At 74.0% G+C, this 13815-nt stretch carries 10 protein-coding genes; 5 read left to right on the forward strand and 5 right to left on the reverse strand.

Annotation, left to right across the window (positions count from 1 at the left end):
• Positions 1–246: 246 nt before the first annotated feature.
• Complete coding sequence (locus ACIP67_RS41875; protein WP_401699684.1) at positions 247–333, forward strand: putative leader peptide; 87 nt, start codon at positions 247–249, stop codon at positions 331–333.
• Between the two features lie 271 nt (positions 334–604).
• Positions 605–2077, forward strand: a complete 1473-nt coding sequence (locus ACIP67_RS41880) for a hypothetical protein (protein WP_401699647.1) — start codon at positions 605–607, stop codon at positions 2075–2077.
• An 86-nt stretch (positions 2078–2163) separates the two neighbouring features.
• Here ACIP67_RS41880 and ACIP67_RS41885 read toward each other — a convergent pair whose 3' ends face one another.
• The gene (locus ACIP67_RS41885; protein WP_401699648.1) at positions 2164–3546 is read right to left on the reverse strand and encodes an FAD-binding oxidoreductase; all 1383 of its coding nucleotides are present in this window, start codon (positions 3544–3546) and stop codon (positions 2164–2166) included.
• Between the two features lie 287 nt (positions 3547–3833).
• Positions 3834–4898 carry an AI-2E family transporter gene (locus ACIP67_RS41890; protein WP_401699650.1) on the reverse strand — a complete coding sequence of 355 codons (1065 nt, stop codon included), beginning with the start codon at positions 4896–4898 and terminating at the stop codon, positions 3834–3836.
• A 590-nt stretch (positions 4899–5488) separates the two neighbouring features.
• Between ACIP67_RS41890 and ACIP67_RS41895 the strand changes: the two genes are divergently transcribed.
• Positions 5489–8239: a SpoIIE family protein phosphatase gene (locus tag ACIP67_RS41895; RefSeq protein ID WP_401699687.1), complete on the forward strand. Its 2751-nt coding sequence runs from the start codon at positions 5489–5491 to the stop codon at positions 8237–8239.
• Between the two features lie 231 nt (positions 8240–8470).
• Here the strand turns inward: ACIP67_RS41895 and ACIP67_RS41900 are convergent, their stop codons facing one another.
• Both ACIP67_RS41900 and ACIP67_RS41905 read right to left on the reverse strand, forming a co-directional pair.
• Positions 8471–9058 carry a class F sortase gene (locus ACIP67_RS41900; RefSeq protein WP_401699653.1) on the reverse strand — a complete coding sequence of 196 codons (588 nt, stop codon included), beginning with the start codon at positions 9056–9058 and terminating at the stop codon, positions 8471–8473.
• A gap of 218 nt (positions 9059–9276) precedes the next feature.
• Entirely contained in the window at positions 9277–9744 is a 468-nt protein-coding gene (locus tag ACIP67_RS41905; protein WP_401699655.1) for a sortase, read from the reverse strand.
• Positions 9745–10103: 359 nt separating this feature from the next.
• Here ACIP67_RS41905 and ACIP67_RS41910 point away from each other — a divergent pair, with 359 nt between their 5' ends.
• Positions 10104–10838, forward strand: a complete 735-nt coding sequence (locus tag ACIP67_RS41910) for a TetR/AcrR family transcriptional regulator (protein WP_401699657.1) — start codon at positions 10104–10106, stop codon at positions 10836–10838.
• A gap of 126 nt (positions 10839–10964) precedes the next feature.
• Positions 10965–12593: an MDR family MFS transporter gene (locus ACIP67_RS41915; protein ID WP_401699659.1), complete on the forward strand. Its 1629-nt coding sequence runs from the start codon at positions 10965–10967 to the stop codon at positions 12591–12593.
• 192 nt (positions 12594–12785) lie between these two features.
• Here ACIP67_RS41915 and ACIP67_RS41920 read toward each other — a convergent pair whose 3' ends face one another.
• Positions 12786–13739, reverse strand: coding sequence for a MerR family transcriptional regulator (locus ACIP67_RS41920; RefSeq protein ID WP_401699690.1), 954 nt, complete (start codon positions 13737–13739; stop codon positions 12786–12788).
• Positions 13740–13815: the final 76 nt, after the last annotated feature.

Below are 13815 nucleotides of genomic sequence, written 5' to 3' on the forward strand. Positions count from 1 at the left end.
ACCGGCGTGGACCGTCACCGACCGCCGGGGGGGGACCCCCCCCCCCCGCCGGGGGTGGGCGTACACCCCCCCCCCGGGGTGGGCGGGGGCCGCCCGCCCCGCCCCACGCCGCACACGCGGTTCCGGCCGCTCCCCGCGCGGTTGTTCCCGGCACCACCCCGCGGGACTGTTTCCCGGCACTCCCCGCTCCTCGGCCCCGTGGCTCCTTGACCGCGCGGTCACCGAGCTGCTTCGATCATGCACATGATGGACAGGCCCCGGATCCTCACGCGACGACGTCACGTCGATCTCGCGCGGACGTCCGGCGCCCTCTGTCGTCACTCCCGGGGCTGACCCGGCGGGCCGCCGTGCCCGGCGCCGCCACCGGCCGAACCGCCGCGTCGTCCGGCGGCTCCCCGCGCGGTCGAACCGTCCGGCCGACGCCGCCTTCTCCCGGCCCCGGCGCTTGCCACCCCGCGCGGGGAGCCGCATCGCTCCGCCGTCACCCGATGACCCCGCGGGGCCGTGCGCGACCCGCACTGCCCCGCCCCGCCCTGCCGTCTCCGACGGCGCACCCTCGATCGAGGGCCCTCCCTCCCCGCAACGGAAGGACTCCGTCCGCGTCATGTCTTCCTCCCCCGCCCGCCGCCGCACGCTCCGCAGACCCCTGATCACCGGGCTGATCTCCGCGTTCCTCGCGGTGGCCGCCACCGCACCGGCCGGCGCCGCGTCCACGGGCAGCGTGTACACCCCGGTTCCCCCGCACAACCCGTACGCCGGTCCGGACGGCACGGCCACGATGCACGGGGACACCGGCTCCTCGGACACCACCCCGCTCCCCGGTCCCGGCGCCGGAACCCTGGCGTCGAACCGGGTGGCCCTCGCCTCCGCCTGCCCCACCGTGCTGGTCGGCGCGGACGGCTACCCGGTCATCCTGTGCACCCCGATCTTCGGCCAGGTCCCCACGGTGCATCTGCTCGACCCCGACGACGGATCCTCCCTCGCCACGCTCCAGCTCACCAAGGGCTCGCTGCTGGGCGGCGTCTACGCCTACCTCGACAACGAGGACCGGCTCGTCGTCGCGGACGGCAGCCGCAGCCTGCTGCGCGTGGCCCACCACCGCAACACCGACGGTGACTGGGAGCTGTCGGTCGACCGGAGCCTCTCCCTGGCCTCCGTCATCCCCGAGGGTGACGCGGTGACCGGCCTGTCACCGGACTGGCAGGGCCGCGTCTGGTTCGCCACCGGCGGCGGCGTCGTCGGCGTGGCGGACGACCGCACCGGCACGGTCCGCTCCCTGGCCCTGCCCGCGGGCGAGCGGGTCGCCAACAGCATCTCCACCGCCCCCGAGGGCACGGCCGTCACCACGACGCACGCCACCTACCTGCTGTCGGCCGGAGCCGACGGCACGCCCGAGATCCTGTGGCGCCAGGCGTACGACCGCGGCCAGGCCCGCAAGCCCGGGCTGCTGAGCTGGGGCAGCGGCTCGACGCCCACCTTCCTCGGACCGGAGACGGGCACCGAGTACGTCGCCATCGTGGACAACGCCGACACCACCGTCCACCTCGAGGTCTACCGCACCGACACCGGCGCGGAGGTCTGCTCGGTGCCGGTCCTCCAGGCCGCGGGCGGCCCCGGAAGCGAGAACTCGCCGATCGGAGCGGGCCGCAGCGTCTTCGTCGCCGGCACCTACGGCTATCCGTACCCGGCGGTGCCGGAAGGGGCCGGTGACGCCGTACCGTCCTCGGCGGACTTCGCCGGAGGCCTGACCCGGGTGGACGTACGCGCCGACGGGACCGGCTGCACCCAGGTCTGGGACACCACCCTGCGGTCGGCCGCCGTGCCGAAGCTGTCCACGGCCGACGGCACACTGCACACCGTGCTGCGGGACCCGGTGATCCCCGGCACCAAGGGCACGAGCCTGCTGGACCCCTACCGCTACGCCCAGATCGACCCCGAGACCGGCCTCGTCACCCGCTCCGTCCGCGTCGGTGTCGGCTCCCTGTACGACACGCTCCAGATGGCCGGCACCGTCGCCCCGGACGGCTCCTACCTCCAGGGCACGGTGACCGGCGTCCTGCGGATCACCGCGGGGTGAATGCCGGTCCGCGCCGTCCGTGCCGGTCCGCGCCGGCCCGCCTCGGCGCGTGACCGGCCGCCGGGCGTGCGGTCCGGCGGTCAGCGCTACGGGGCGGCGGGCTCGATGTTCTGGTTGGCGTGGAACAGGTTGTGCGGGTCGTACGTCCGCTTGACCTGCGCGAGCCGGTCGTAGTGGTCGCGGTAGGTGGCGCGGACCCGTCCCTGTTGCTCGTCCTGCCCCATGAAGTTCACGTACGTGCCGCCCATGGAGTGGGGGTGCATCTCCTCCCAGTAGTCGACGCACCATTCCCTGAGGGTCCCGGCGTTCGCCGGATCGGGGTCGATCCCGGCGAACACGCCGGACCAGACCGCGTCCCGGTAACTCCACGCGGTGTCCTCCCGGCCCACCCGGTGGGCCGCCGCGTCGACCGGGTACAGGTGCATCAGCGACAGGGGAGTGGGGAGGGCCTCGCCGTACTTCAGGTGCACGTCCACGGCGGCGTCCGGTACGCGGTCGAAGAGGTCCCCGCGCCAGTACCACTGGTACCCGCTGGGGATCAGTTCGTCGAACATGCTCTGCAGCGCGTCGTAGGGCATCGGCGCCGTGAAGTGGAAGGCGGGCGGCGCCGGATCGCCCACGACCCGCAGGACGTCCTCGGTGCGGTCCAGGGCACCGGTGTGACACCACACGACACCGCACACCTTCTGGCCGTGGAGTTCCTCGGGGAACGGCGGGCCGGGCGGAACGGAGAAGAGGTTGAAGAAGCCGTAGACGTCCTCGGAGGCCTGCGGCAGGAAGTCGCGGTACCAGGTCAGGACCTCGTGGGTGCGGTCGACCGGCCACACGGTGATGCCGACCCCGACGGTGTCCACCGGGTGCAGGCGGTAGGTGAAGGAGGTCACGATGCCGAAGTTGCCGCCGCCGCCGCGCAGGGCCCAGAACAGGTCCGGGTGCTCGGTCTCGCTGGCGGTGACGTAACTGCCGTCGGCCAGCACGACGTCCGCCGCGAGCAGGTTGTCGATCGTCAGGCCGTACTTGCGGGTGAGGTAGCCGTGCCCGCCGCCCAGCGTCAGGCCCCCGACGCCCGTCATCGACACGATGCCCGTGGGGGTCGCGAGCCCGAAACCGTGCGTGGCGTGGTCGAGGTCGCCCAGTCGGCTGCCGCCGCCCACCTGGGCGGTCCGCGCCCCGGGATCGACGCGTACCCAGCGCATCGGCGAGAGGTCGACGGTGACACCGCCGTCCACGAGACAGAGACCGGGACCGCTGTGCCCGCCGCCCCGGACGGCGAGTTCGAGGCCGTTGTCGCGGATGAAACCGACCGCCTCCCTGACGTCCGCGGCGTCCGAGCACCGCACGACCGCGGCCGGACGTTTGTCGATCATCGCGTTGTAGACCTGTCGTGCCGGGCCGTACTCGGGGCTCTGCGGGCCCACGACCGGTCCCCGCAACGAGGTCTGCATCGCGTCCAAGACGGCACTGTCCATGACGATCTCCTCGAGGAGGCACGGATGTCTCGCCCCCGGTACCGGCCTGCCGCGCGGGGCCGCTCCGATCGTCGGTTGCCCGGATCATCGGTCGCCCGGTCCCCCGCCGGCCCCCTCACCAGGGCGCCCGGCAGCGCCAAAAGTCGCCGGCGCCGTGCCGTCGAACGCCGCAAGGCCGACTTCTCCAGCGTCCCGCGGACCACCGCGCCGTGCAATTCCTGCCGTTGTCCCCCGGCCCGGGCGGGAAACACGGCCCCGGACCGTGCCGCCCGCCCGTCCCGTGCCGTTCAGACAGCTTCCGCCGCGCCCGTCCGGCGCGACAGCGCCTGGTGCACCGACCACACGACGGCCACCAGCGGTACGGCCACCACCGCGCCGACGACCCCCGCCGCGACCGCTCCGCCGACGACCGACAGGGCGACCACCACCGGGTGCAGCCGGACGGCCCAGCTCATCACCAGAGGGTGCAGCAGATGCCCCTCGACCTGTCCGACGACCACGATCAGGACCACGACCAGAGCGGCGGTGAGCGCTCCCTTCGACGCCAGCGCGACGACGGCGGCGACCGCCAGGGCGATCGGCGAGCCGATCAACGGGACGAAGGCGGCGAAGAACTCCAGCAGCGCCAGCGGCACGGCGAGCGGCACGCCCAGGAGGGACAGGGCGATGCCGACCAGGACCGCGTTGGTCGCGGCCACCAGCAGGATGCCGTGTGTGTAGCCGGTGAAGGTCCGCCAGGCGGCCCCGCCCGCGACGGCGACCCGTTTCCGTGCCGCCGCGGGAAGCCGATCGCAGAACCACCGCCACTGCCGGTCGCCGGAGTGCGTGAAGAAGACCGAGCAGAACAGGGCGAGGGCGAGCACGGTCAGCACTTCGACGAGCCGGCTCGCGCCGCTGAGCGCCGTACTGATGACGGTGGCGCGGTGGCTCGACAGCAGCTTGCCGACCCGGGACCGGAGGTCGTCGAGGGCTCCCGGGTCGAGCCGGAACGGCGGGCCCTCCAGCCGTCGCTCGATCCGGTCGATCCCGGAGACGAACTCCCGCTCCAGCCCGGCGCGCTGCCCCGCGACGGTCTCCCCGACCAGGGCCAGCACCCCGAGCACGACGACGATGCCCCCGACGAGCGCGACGGCGACCGCGAGCGGCCGGGGCACGGCACGGGCGAGGAGGTCGGCCGCGGGCCGGAGCACGGCCGTGACGACGAGACCGAGGAAGACGGCGACGGCGATGCGGTGGAACTGCCCCAGCACCGAGAACGCGGCCTGGACGACCACGCCGACGGCGATGATCCGCCAGGCGTACGCGGCGGCGATCCGCAGCGGGTCCGGCACCCGCGCCTCCGCGCCGCTCATGCGGCCGGGCGGCGACGCGGCCGGGACGAGGTGGGGGGACGGTGTCCGGACATCCTCATGCTCGTACCACCCGGCGCCCGGCCACCCCACGCGGCCGCCCGGGATTCGCCCGAAGGCACGACCACCGCCTCTCCCGGGAGCCTTCCGGCGCACGACCCGCGCGCCGGTGCCGAGCGGGGCCGCCGGTCAGCTGGGCCGGAGCACGGACTCCCGCACGTGCTGGCTCGGTCCGGCGTGGTCGAAGCCCGGACGGGCGCAGCTCGGAGCCGGGGATGCGGGCGCCGGGCATCTCGCGGACCAGATCGCCGTCGACGTCGAGCATCTGGCCCCGGGCGGTCGTCGAGCAGCCGACGGCCAGGCAGGCCTCGGTGCAGCCGATCGCGTCCAGGGCCCGGGTGCGGATGCCGGTTGTTCGAGCGCGGCACGGCGAGAGGCACCCCATATGGGGGTAAAAGGGAGGTATGGCACGATTGCCTCGGTGGCTGCGGGCTTCGACCGGCGTTCAGCATGCGAATGATCCCCCACGCGGTCAGTGGCACGGACGGCGCGGCCTGAGGCCGCTGCTGAGCGTGCGCAGCGTGGTCGGCCAGATGTTCGTGCTCCAGATGGCGATGGTGCTGCTGCTGGCCGCCGTGGCCGTCGTCCTGCTGGTGCTGACGGTTCACCGCCAGGCCATCCGCGCCGCGACGGATCGTTCCTTCGCCGTCGCCGAGACGATCGCCCAGGCTCCGGACGTCGTGGAGGCCCTGGAGTCGCCCGACCCGACGGCGGTGTTGCAGCCACGGGTCGAAGCGATCAGAGAAGTCGCCGACCTCGACTTCGTCGTCATCGTGAACGAGGACGGCATCACCTACGCGGCGCCCGAGCCGCGCGACATCGGCACGCGCATCCCCTACCGTGAGGACCACGAGGCGCTGCGGACCGGGCGTGGGGTCACGGGGCGCAACGACAGCGGCGCCGGCACCGCGGTCCGTACGTTCCAGCCCATCAAGGACAGCGACGGCACGGTGGTCGGCGGGGTCGCCGTGGGCGTGACGGTGGCGACCATCAACGCCGTGGCCATGCGGCAGCTGCCGGTCCTGCTGGGCGTCACGGCCGCCGCCGTGGCCGTCAGCACGATCGGCGCGGTGGTGGTCGGCAGACGCCTGCTGCGCCAGACCCACGGCCTCGGGCCGGCCGAGATCACCCGCATGTACGAGCACCACGACGCGGTGCTGCACGCCGCTCGCGAAGGCGTCGTCATCGTCGACGCCGACCACCGTCTGCTGCTGGCCAACGAGGAGGCACAGCGGCTGCTGGAGCTGGACCCGGACGCGCCGGGCCATCGGGTGGACGACCTGGGTCTCGCGCCGCGGACCGCCGAGCTGCTGGCCTCGGGGCGCGAGGCCACCGACGAGGTGCATCTGGCCGGCGGCCGGGTGCTCGCGGTGAACCAGCGGCCGCTGGCCCGCTACGGCGGGCCGTCGGGCAGCGTGGCGACCCTGCGGGACTGGACCGAGCTGAGAGTGCTGTCCGACCGGGCCGAGGCGGCACGGGAGCGCCTGAAGGTGCTCTACGACGCGAGTGTCGGCATCGGCACCACCCTGGACGTGACCCGGACGGCCGAGGAACTGGCCGAGGTGGCGGTGCCGCGGTTCACCGACTACGTCACCGTCGACCTCGCCGAGCCGGTGCTGCGCGGCGACGAGCCGACCGGACGGGAGGATGTGCTGCGCCGTGTCGCCGCCGCCGCGGTCCGCGGGGACGCTCCGTTCGTGCCGGTGGGCGAGAGCGTCACCTGCGTGCCGCCGGCCTCCCGGGCGGGTGACCCGGCCGCCGGGCGCGCGGTGATCGATCCGGACCTGCGCGCCGTTCCCGGATTCGTCCCCGGCTACGTCCCCGGGTTCCGGGCCCCGGACCCCGAGCGGGCCCGGCGCATCGTCGAGCACGGGATCCACTCGCTCATCACGGTCCCGTTGCGGGCCCGCGGCGTGGTCCTGGGCGTGGCCGGTTTCTGGCGCTCGACGAAGCCCGAGCCGTTCGAGAACGACGATCTGGCCCTGGCCGAGGAGATGGCCACGCGGGCCGCGGTGGCCATCGACAACGCCCGCCGTTACACCCGCGAGCACACCATGGCCGTGACGTTGCAGCGCAGCCTGCTGCCCCGGTTCCTGCCCGCGCCCAGTGCCCTGGAGGTCGCCCACCGCTACCGGCCCGCCGAGTCCGGTGACGTGGGCGGCGACTGGTTCGACATCATTCCGCTGCCCGGAGCGCGCGTGGCCCTGGTGGTCGGGGACGTCGTCGGCCACGGTCTCCACGCCGCGGCCACCATGGGCCGGCTGCGGACCGCCGTGCACAACTTCTCCTCCCTCGACCTGGCCCCCGGCGAGCTCCTGGCCCACCTGGACGAACTCGTCGCCCGCATCGACGCGGACGAGGCCGACGGGTACGGCGGGTACGGCGGCGACGGCACCGGTGACAGGGACGACCCGGACGGCAGTGGCGACGGCCGGACCGTCACCGGAGCCACCTGCCTGTACGTGATCTACGACCCGGCCTCCGGGCTGGCCACCATGGCGCGGGCCGGACATCCGGGACCGGCCCTGGTCCACCCCGACGGCACCGTGGACTTCCCCCGCGTGCCCGTCTCCCCGCCCCTGGGCGTGGGGGGTACGGAGCCCTTCGACGCGGCCGAGCTGCGGGTGGCCGAGGGAAGCCGGCTGGTGCTGTACACCGACGGGCTCGTCGAGGAGCGCGGCCGCGACATCGACGTGGGCCTCGTTCTCCTGAGGGACGCGCTGGCCGGTCACCCGGAGCGGGATCCGGAGGACACCTGCCGGGCGGTCTTCGACACCGTACTGCCCCCCGCCCCCCGGGACGACGTCGCCCTTCTGGTGGCCCGGACCCGCCTGCTGGAACCGGACCGGATCGCCCGCTGGGAGATCCCGTCCGACCCCGCGGCGGTGGCGCCGGTGCGCGCCGCGTGCGGACGCCGGCTGGCGGCCTGGGGCCTGGAGCACCTCGGCTTCGCCACCGAGCTGATCCTCTCCGAGCTGGCCACCAACGCCGTCCGCTACGGCTCCCCGCCCATCACCGTGCGCCTGCTGTACGACCGGACCCTGATCTGCGAGGTGTCCGACGGCAGCAGCACCTCACCGCACCTGCGCCGGGCCGCCGCCACCGACGAGGGAGGCCGTGGACTGTTCCTCGTGGCCCGGTTCGCACAGCGCTGGGGGACCCGCTACACCCCGCAGGGGAAGGTGATCTGGACCGAGCAGGCACTGCACGACGAGGGCGCCGCCGAACCCGGCGACGACATGACCGACGTCCTGCTCGCCCAGTGGGACGATGCCGCCCTGTGACCGGGGCGATGACGACCGGCGGGCGCTAGGCCCTCTCGTCACATTCCCGTCTGCCCCGCGACGCCATGCACGCCCTCTCGCTGCACCGGGCCCTGACCCGAGTACATCCAGTACGAGGGTCAGGGCCCGGCACTCTCCCAGCCTTCGGCCGGGGGGACCCCCAGAGCACGCACCTGACGCCGCAGGGCCGCCCTTCGGGCGACGACGGGAATGTGACGACAGGGCCCAGGGCTACCGCACGGCGGTGAGGGTGGCGTAGACGACGACGTTGCCCTGGTACCCGGCGTGCTCGACGTAGCCGCCGCCGCAGGTGATCACCCGTAGCTCGGGCCGGCCGGAACCGCCGTACACCTTCTCGTCCGGGAAGCGGTCCTTGGCGTAGACCTCCACCGCGTCGACGGTGAACACGGCCGTGCGCCGGTCCGCCCGGGGGATCTCGATCGTGTTGCCCTTGGCCAGTGCGCCGAGGCCGTAGAAGACGCCGGGCCTGCCGGTGGGCAGGTCCACGTGCCCCGTGGTGATCGCCGTACCGGCGGAGCCGGGCGCCGTGCCGTCGCCGTACCAGCCGGCGAGGGCGGGGTCGTCGGCCGGCGGGGGCCGCAGCGCCCCCGCCGCGTCGAGGCTCAGCTTCGTCAGGGGCGCGTCCACGCCGATGGCGGGGATGCGGAGCCGGAGCGGTTCCGCGGGGGGCATGGGCGGGACGCCGGAGGGGGCGGTCCGGACCGTGCGGCCGGGCGTGGGTGCCGTCGTGGCGGAGAAGGCCTGGCCCACGGACGGCTGCGGTGGCCGCTCGTCGCGCAACGCGCTGGTCAGCAGCACGGCGCCCACCACCAGCGTCCAGGTCAGGAGCCTGACCGACGGGACGAACGACGGCGGCGGCGGAGAGGACGCGCCGGTGTCGTGCTCGGCTGCTGTCGCGTTCGCGTCGTGCGTCGGGGGCGGGGGCGGGGGCGGCGGAGGGGGCGACTTCGGGTTCGGGCGGCGCGGCCCCCGGGCCGGAGACGGTACCGGGGGCCGGCGCGCGGGGAGGCGGGCGGTCAGGTGCGGTTCCCGTTCGAGCGGTGCCGTACCCGCACCAGCCACCCGACGCCGGCCGCGGCGACCAGCGCCCCGCCCAGGGCGAGCTGCGGTCCGGTGTCCGAGGAGTCGCCGAAACCGGCCTCGACGGCGCCGCGGGGCCGGCGGTCCGTGAGCTCGTACGTGTCCGTGATCCTGGTCCTCGGCGGGCACTTGACGGTCACGGTGTCGGTGCCGGGCGAGGCATCCTCCGGCACCGTGAACTCGCCGGTCAGCACCCCCTTGCCCTCGTCGCCGTAGAGGTGGAACGACCCCGCCGCCTCCGACTCGCCCTTGCCGTACGTCTCGTCGCCGCAGGCCGTGGTGCTGACGGTCACCGTGGAGCCGGCGGAGCCCGCCCGGGGGCGGATGTCGAGCCCCGAGTCGTCGGTGGCGACAGCGGCCGGAGCCTGCAGGGCCAGGGCACCGAGGACCAGGCCGATACCCACGCCAACATGTGCGCTTCTCAAGATTCCTCCCAAAACGCGGCGTCCAGCCGGTCTGCGCGACGCCCCTGTTCTACGCCACTTATGAGGCAATCGACCCGCCGTCACCACTGCAACATGACGCATCGGCGCACGAGTCACCCGGGCAGGCGTAACGGTTGCTGCAAACTGGGCATCGGCGCAGGTCACTGCCGCGGAAAGCGGGGACGCCGAGGAATCCTCGGAGGGCGGCGAACAGCGTAACGGGCCGCATGGACTTGGCATTGTCATGCCAACCTGCCCCGGCTGGCCCGGCCGCCCCGGCCGGCGGAGGTGCGACTTGCAGTTTGTGCAATGTTTGCACCTTCTGCAAGAATGGGGATGTGACCTCCCGGCCCTCCTCCTCCCGTGACTCCGCCTCCGCGCCACCCTCCGCCGCACCGGAGGGTCTGCGTGCCCGACGACGGCGGGAGACCGCTCAGGCGATCCATGCCGCCGCCGTGCGGCTCGTGGAGCGTGACGGGCTGGCGCACGTGACCGTCGACATGATCAGCGCCGAGGCCGGCATCTCCCCGCGGACCTTCTTCAACTACTTCCCGACCAAGGAGTCCGCCCTTGCCGTCGGCCCACCGCCGCTCACCGACGAGCAGCGGCGCCGGATCGGCGAGGGGGACCCGCGACCGCGCCGCGTCCTGGCGGACCTGGTGGACGTTCTGATCCACCACCTGGACGAGGATCCCCCGCTCTCGGGCGGACGCCGGCACTTCCGGGCGATGGTCCGCATCGCCTCCGCCCATCCCGAACTGGCCGCCGTCGTGCACGCCCGGTTCGACGCCTTCGAGAGCGAACTGACCGGTGTCGTCGCCCAACGCCTCGGCGTCCCCGCGACGGATCCCCTGCCCGCCCTCCTGACCGGCCTCGCCCTGTCCGTCGTACGCGTCGGCCTCCAGCAGTGGTCCACCGGCGGGGAGGAGCCCGCGGAGCGCGACGGGACCCACGGCACGCCCACCGCGGCGGGGCGGCGCGACACCGACGAGCCGGGGGACTCCTCGCCGGCCGCGGAACTCCGACACGCCGCCGCCCTGCTCCGCACGCTCCTGTCCGACCAGCCCGAGTAAGGACCGCCGGACCCCGGCCGCTTCGGCGCCGGCGCCCCGCACCCCGGCTTCTCAGCCCGCGTACGTCCCGCACGGGACCGGACGCCGGGCTGCCCGCACCACCGACCGACTCAGAAAGTTCCCGACATGCCCACAGCCTCCTCCACCGCGGCCCGGCCCGACCCCGGCATACCCGGGCAGGGTACGGCCGACGCCCCGCCCGCCGAACCCACCGGCCTCCCGCGCCACTTCGGGCTGATCTTCGCCAGCCTCATGATCGCGATGCTGCTCGGCGCCCTCGACCAGACCATCGTCTCCACGGCCCTGCCCACGATCGTCGGCGAACTCGACGGCGTCAGCCACATGGCCTGGGTGACCACCGCGTACATCCTCGCCGCCACCATCGGCATGCCCGTCTACGGCAAGCTCGGCGACATGCTCGGCCGCAAGGCCGTCTTCCTCGCCGGCATAGCCGTCTTCATCCTGGGCTCCGCCCTCGCCGGCGCCGCGCAGTCCATGACGCTCCTCGTCATCGGCCGGGCCGTGCAGGGCCTGGGCGGCGGCGGCCTCATGATCACCAGCCAGGCGATCATCGCCGACCTGGTACCGCCCCGGCAGCGCGCCAAGTACATGGCGCCGATGGGCGCCGTGTTCGGCCTCGCCTCGGTCGCCGGACCGCTGCTCGGCGGCTGGTTCACCGACAGCTCCGACTGGCGCTGGTGCTTCTGGATCAACCTGCCGCTCGGCGTACTCGCCCTGGCCATCTGCGCCTTCGGCATGCGACTGCCGCGCCGCCACGTCAAGGTTGCCTTCGACTACGCCGGCTTCGTGCTGATGGCCGCGGCCGTCGCCTGCACGGTGCTCGTCGCCACCTGGGGCGGCAACGACTACGACTGGACCGACCCGCTGATCCTCGCCCTGGCCGCCGGGGGCGTCGTCGCCTGGATCCTGTTCTTCACGGTCGAGCGCAGGGTCGCCGAGCCCATCATCCCGCCGGGCATCTTCCGCAGCCGGATCTTCAACATCTCCACCCTGATCGGCCTCCTCGTCGTCGGCGTCGGCATGTTCGCCGTGGTCGGCTACCTGCCCACCTACCTCCAGATGGTGTACGGCAAGACCGCCACCGAGGCCGGACTGCTGATGATGCCGATGGTCGTCGGCATCATGTCCACCGCCATCCCGTCCGGCGCCCTGATCAGCAAGACCGGCCGCTACCGGGCCTACCCCATCGCCGGTTCGGTCATCACGGGGATCGCCGTCTTCCTGATGTCGACGCTGGACGTGGACGACTCGATCGTGCTCGTCTGCGCGTACGTCTTCCTGATGGGCGCCGGCGTCGGCCTGCTGATGCAGACCCTCGTCCTCGCCGTGCAGAACGACTTCCCGGCCACCGAGGTCGGCACCGCCACCTCGTCCAACAACTTCTTCCGCGAGATCGGCGCCACCCTCGGCACCGCCGCCGTCGGCTCCGTGTTCGCCTCCCGGCTCACCGACCAGCTCGCCGCCACCCTGCCCGGCGACGCCACCGCGTCCGTCGGCGGCTCCGAGTCGCTGACCCCCGCCCTGGTCCACGCCCTCCCGGCCGAGACCCAGTCCCTGGTCATCGACGCCTACCAGCACGCGCTGACCCCGGTGTTCCTGTACCTCACCCCGGTCTTCGTCGTCGGCCTGGTGCTCGCCCTGATCCTGCCGGAGAAGCCCCTCGCCGACACCCAGCCCGACGCGGCGGACGGCGGCCTCGACACCACGTCGAAGGAGGCGGTCCCGCAGGCCTAGCAAGAAGGACTGCGGAGGCCGGCGGAGGACGGCGGAGGCCGGCGGTGGTCCGCCGGCCGCTCCGCGTCCCGCTCGGCCGGCAGCCCGAGCCGCCTCCCGATCCCGATCCCGATCCCGATCCCGTTCCCGTTCCCGCTCCCGTTCTCGCGAGGGCGTGCCCCGAGCTCCAGGGGGCTCGCCGCCGCCGTCCGGTCAGGCCGTCGTGGCGGTCTGCACGGTGAGGGCCTCGAGCAGCCAGTCGTGCGCCGAGCCGGGGGTCGGCTCGGGCCGGCCGCCGGGGGGCGTGGTCAGTTCGGCGACGAGCTCCCAGTACCGGTCGATCCTCGGGTCGGCCGCGAGCTGCCCGGACAGCAGCCGGCGGAAGTCCGGGGTGTCCCGGGCGCCGTACGCGCTCGCGTACGCGGCCACGAAGCCGTCCAGCGCCTCGCCGGGACTCGGCTCGCCGTCCCGGCGCAGCCGGTCGCCCGCCAGCTCGTACGCCTCGGCCAGGCCCGCGTACAGCACGGCCGCCCCACGGGCCCCGGCGAGCCGGTGCGCCTCGGGCTGGGGCCGCGCGGCACCCGCACACGGGCGGGTCGTCAGGGCGTGCAGCCGGGCGAACGCGAGCACATGGGCCGGGGTCGGGTCGTCGGGCGGCTGCGGGACCGCCACCTCCAGGAACGCGGCCACCGACCGGGCCGGCATCCGCGGCGGGAGCCAGGCGCGCCAGAAACGGGCCGGCGCGGCCGTGCTCGGCGGGGCCGCCACCGCGCCGACCAGGCACAGCCGCTCGGCCCGCTCCCCGGGCGGACAGTCCCGCACCAGCCGCAGCGCCGCCTCCCGCCAGCGCAGCGTCCTGAGTTCGGAACCGAGCGCGCGCAGCCGCCCGGCGACGGCGTCCTCCAGAACGCCGCCCTCCGCACACTCCCGGTCCTGCGCGTCGAGGATGCGGCGCACCTCGGGCACCGGCAGGTCCAGGGCGCGCAGGGACCGGATCAGACGCAGCCGGTCCAGCGCTTCGGGGCCGTAGCGGCGGTGTCCGCCGGCGCTGCGCGAGGTCTCCGGCAGCAGACCGCGGTCGGAGTAGAAACGGACGGTCTTGACGGTCACGCCCGCGTGCTCGGAGAGTTCGCCGATGCCCCACAGGCCGTCGTTCGACATGGACAGTTGAACCTCCCTCAGGGGGAGTTCCTACCGTACCGGCGAGCGCGGGCCGGAGAAGGGGCCGGTCCGCGGACGACGG

Origin of the sequence: Streptomyces sp. NPDC088812 (assembly GCF_044750285.1) — a bacterium.
Taxonomy (GTDB): Bacteria; Actinomycetota; Actinomycetes; order Streptomycetales; family Streptomycetaceae; genus Streptomyces.

What these genes read in the sequence shown, in the direction of transcription:
- ACIP67_RS41915 (WP_401699659.1), top strand. Translation starts at nt 10,965, where the DNA reads ATGCCCACAGCCTCCTCCACCGCGGCCCGGCCCGACCCCGGCATACCC.
- ACIP67_RS41880 (WP_401699647.1), top strand. Translation starts at nt 605, where the DNA reads ATGTCTTCCTCCCCCGCCCGCCGCCGCACGCTCCGCAGACCCCTGATC.
- ACIP67_RS41875 (WP_401699684.1), top strand. Translation starts at nt 247, where the DNA reads ATGGACAGGCCCCGGATCCTCACGCGACGACGTCACGTCGATCTCGCG.
- ACIP67_RS41895 (WP_401699687.1), top strand. Translation starts at nt 5,489, where the DNA reads ATGTTCGTGCTCCAGATGGCGATGGTGCTGCTGCTGGCCGCCGTGGCC.
- ACIP67_RS41890 (WP_401699650.1), bottom strand. Translation starts at nt 4,898, where the DNA reads ATGAGCGGCGCGGAGGCGCGGGTGCCGGACCCGCTGCGGATCGCCGCC.
- ACIP67_RS41885 (WP_401699648.1), bottom strand. Translation starts at nt 3,546, where the DNA reads ATGGACAGTGCCGTCTTGGACGCGATGCAGACCTCGTTGCGGGGACCG.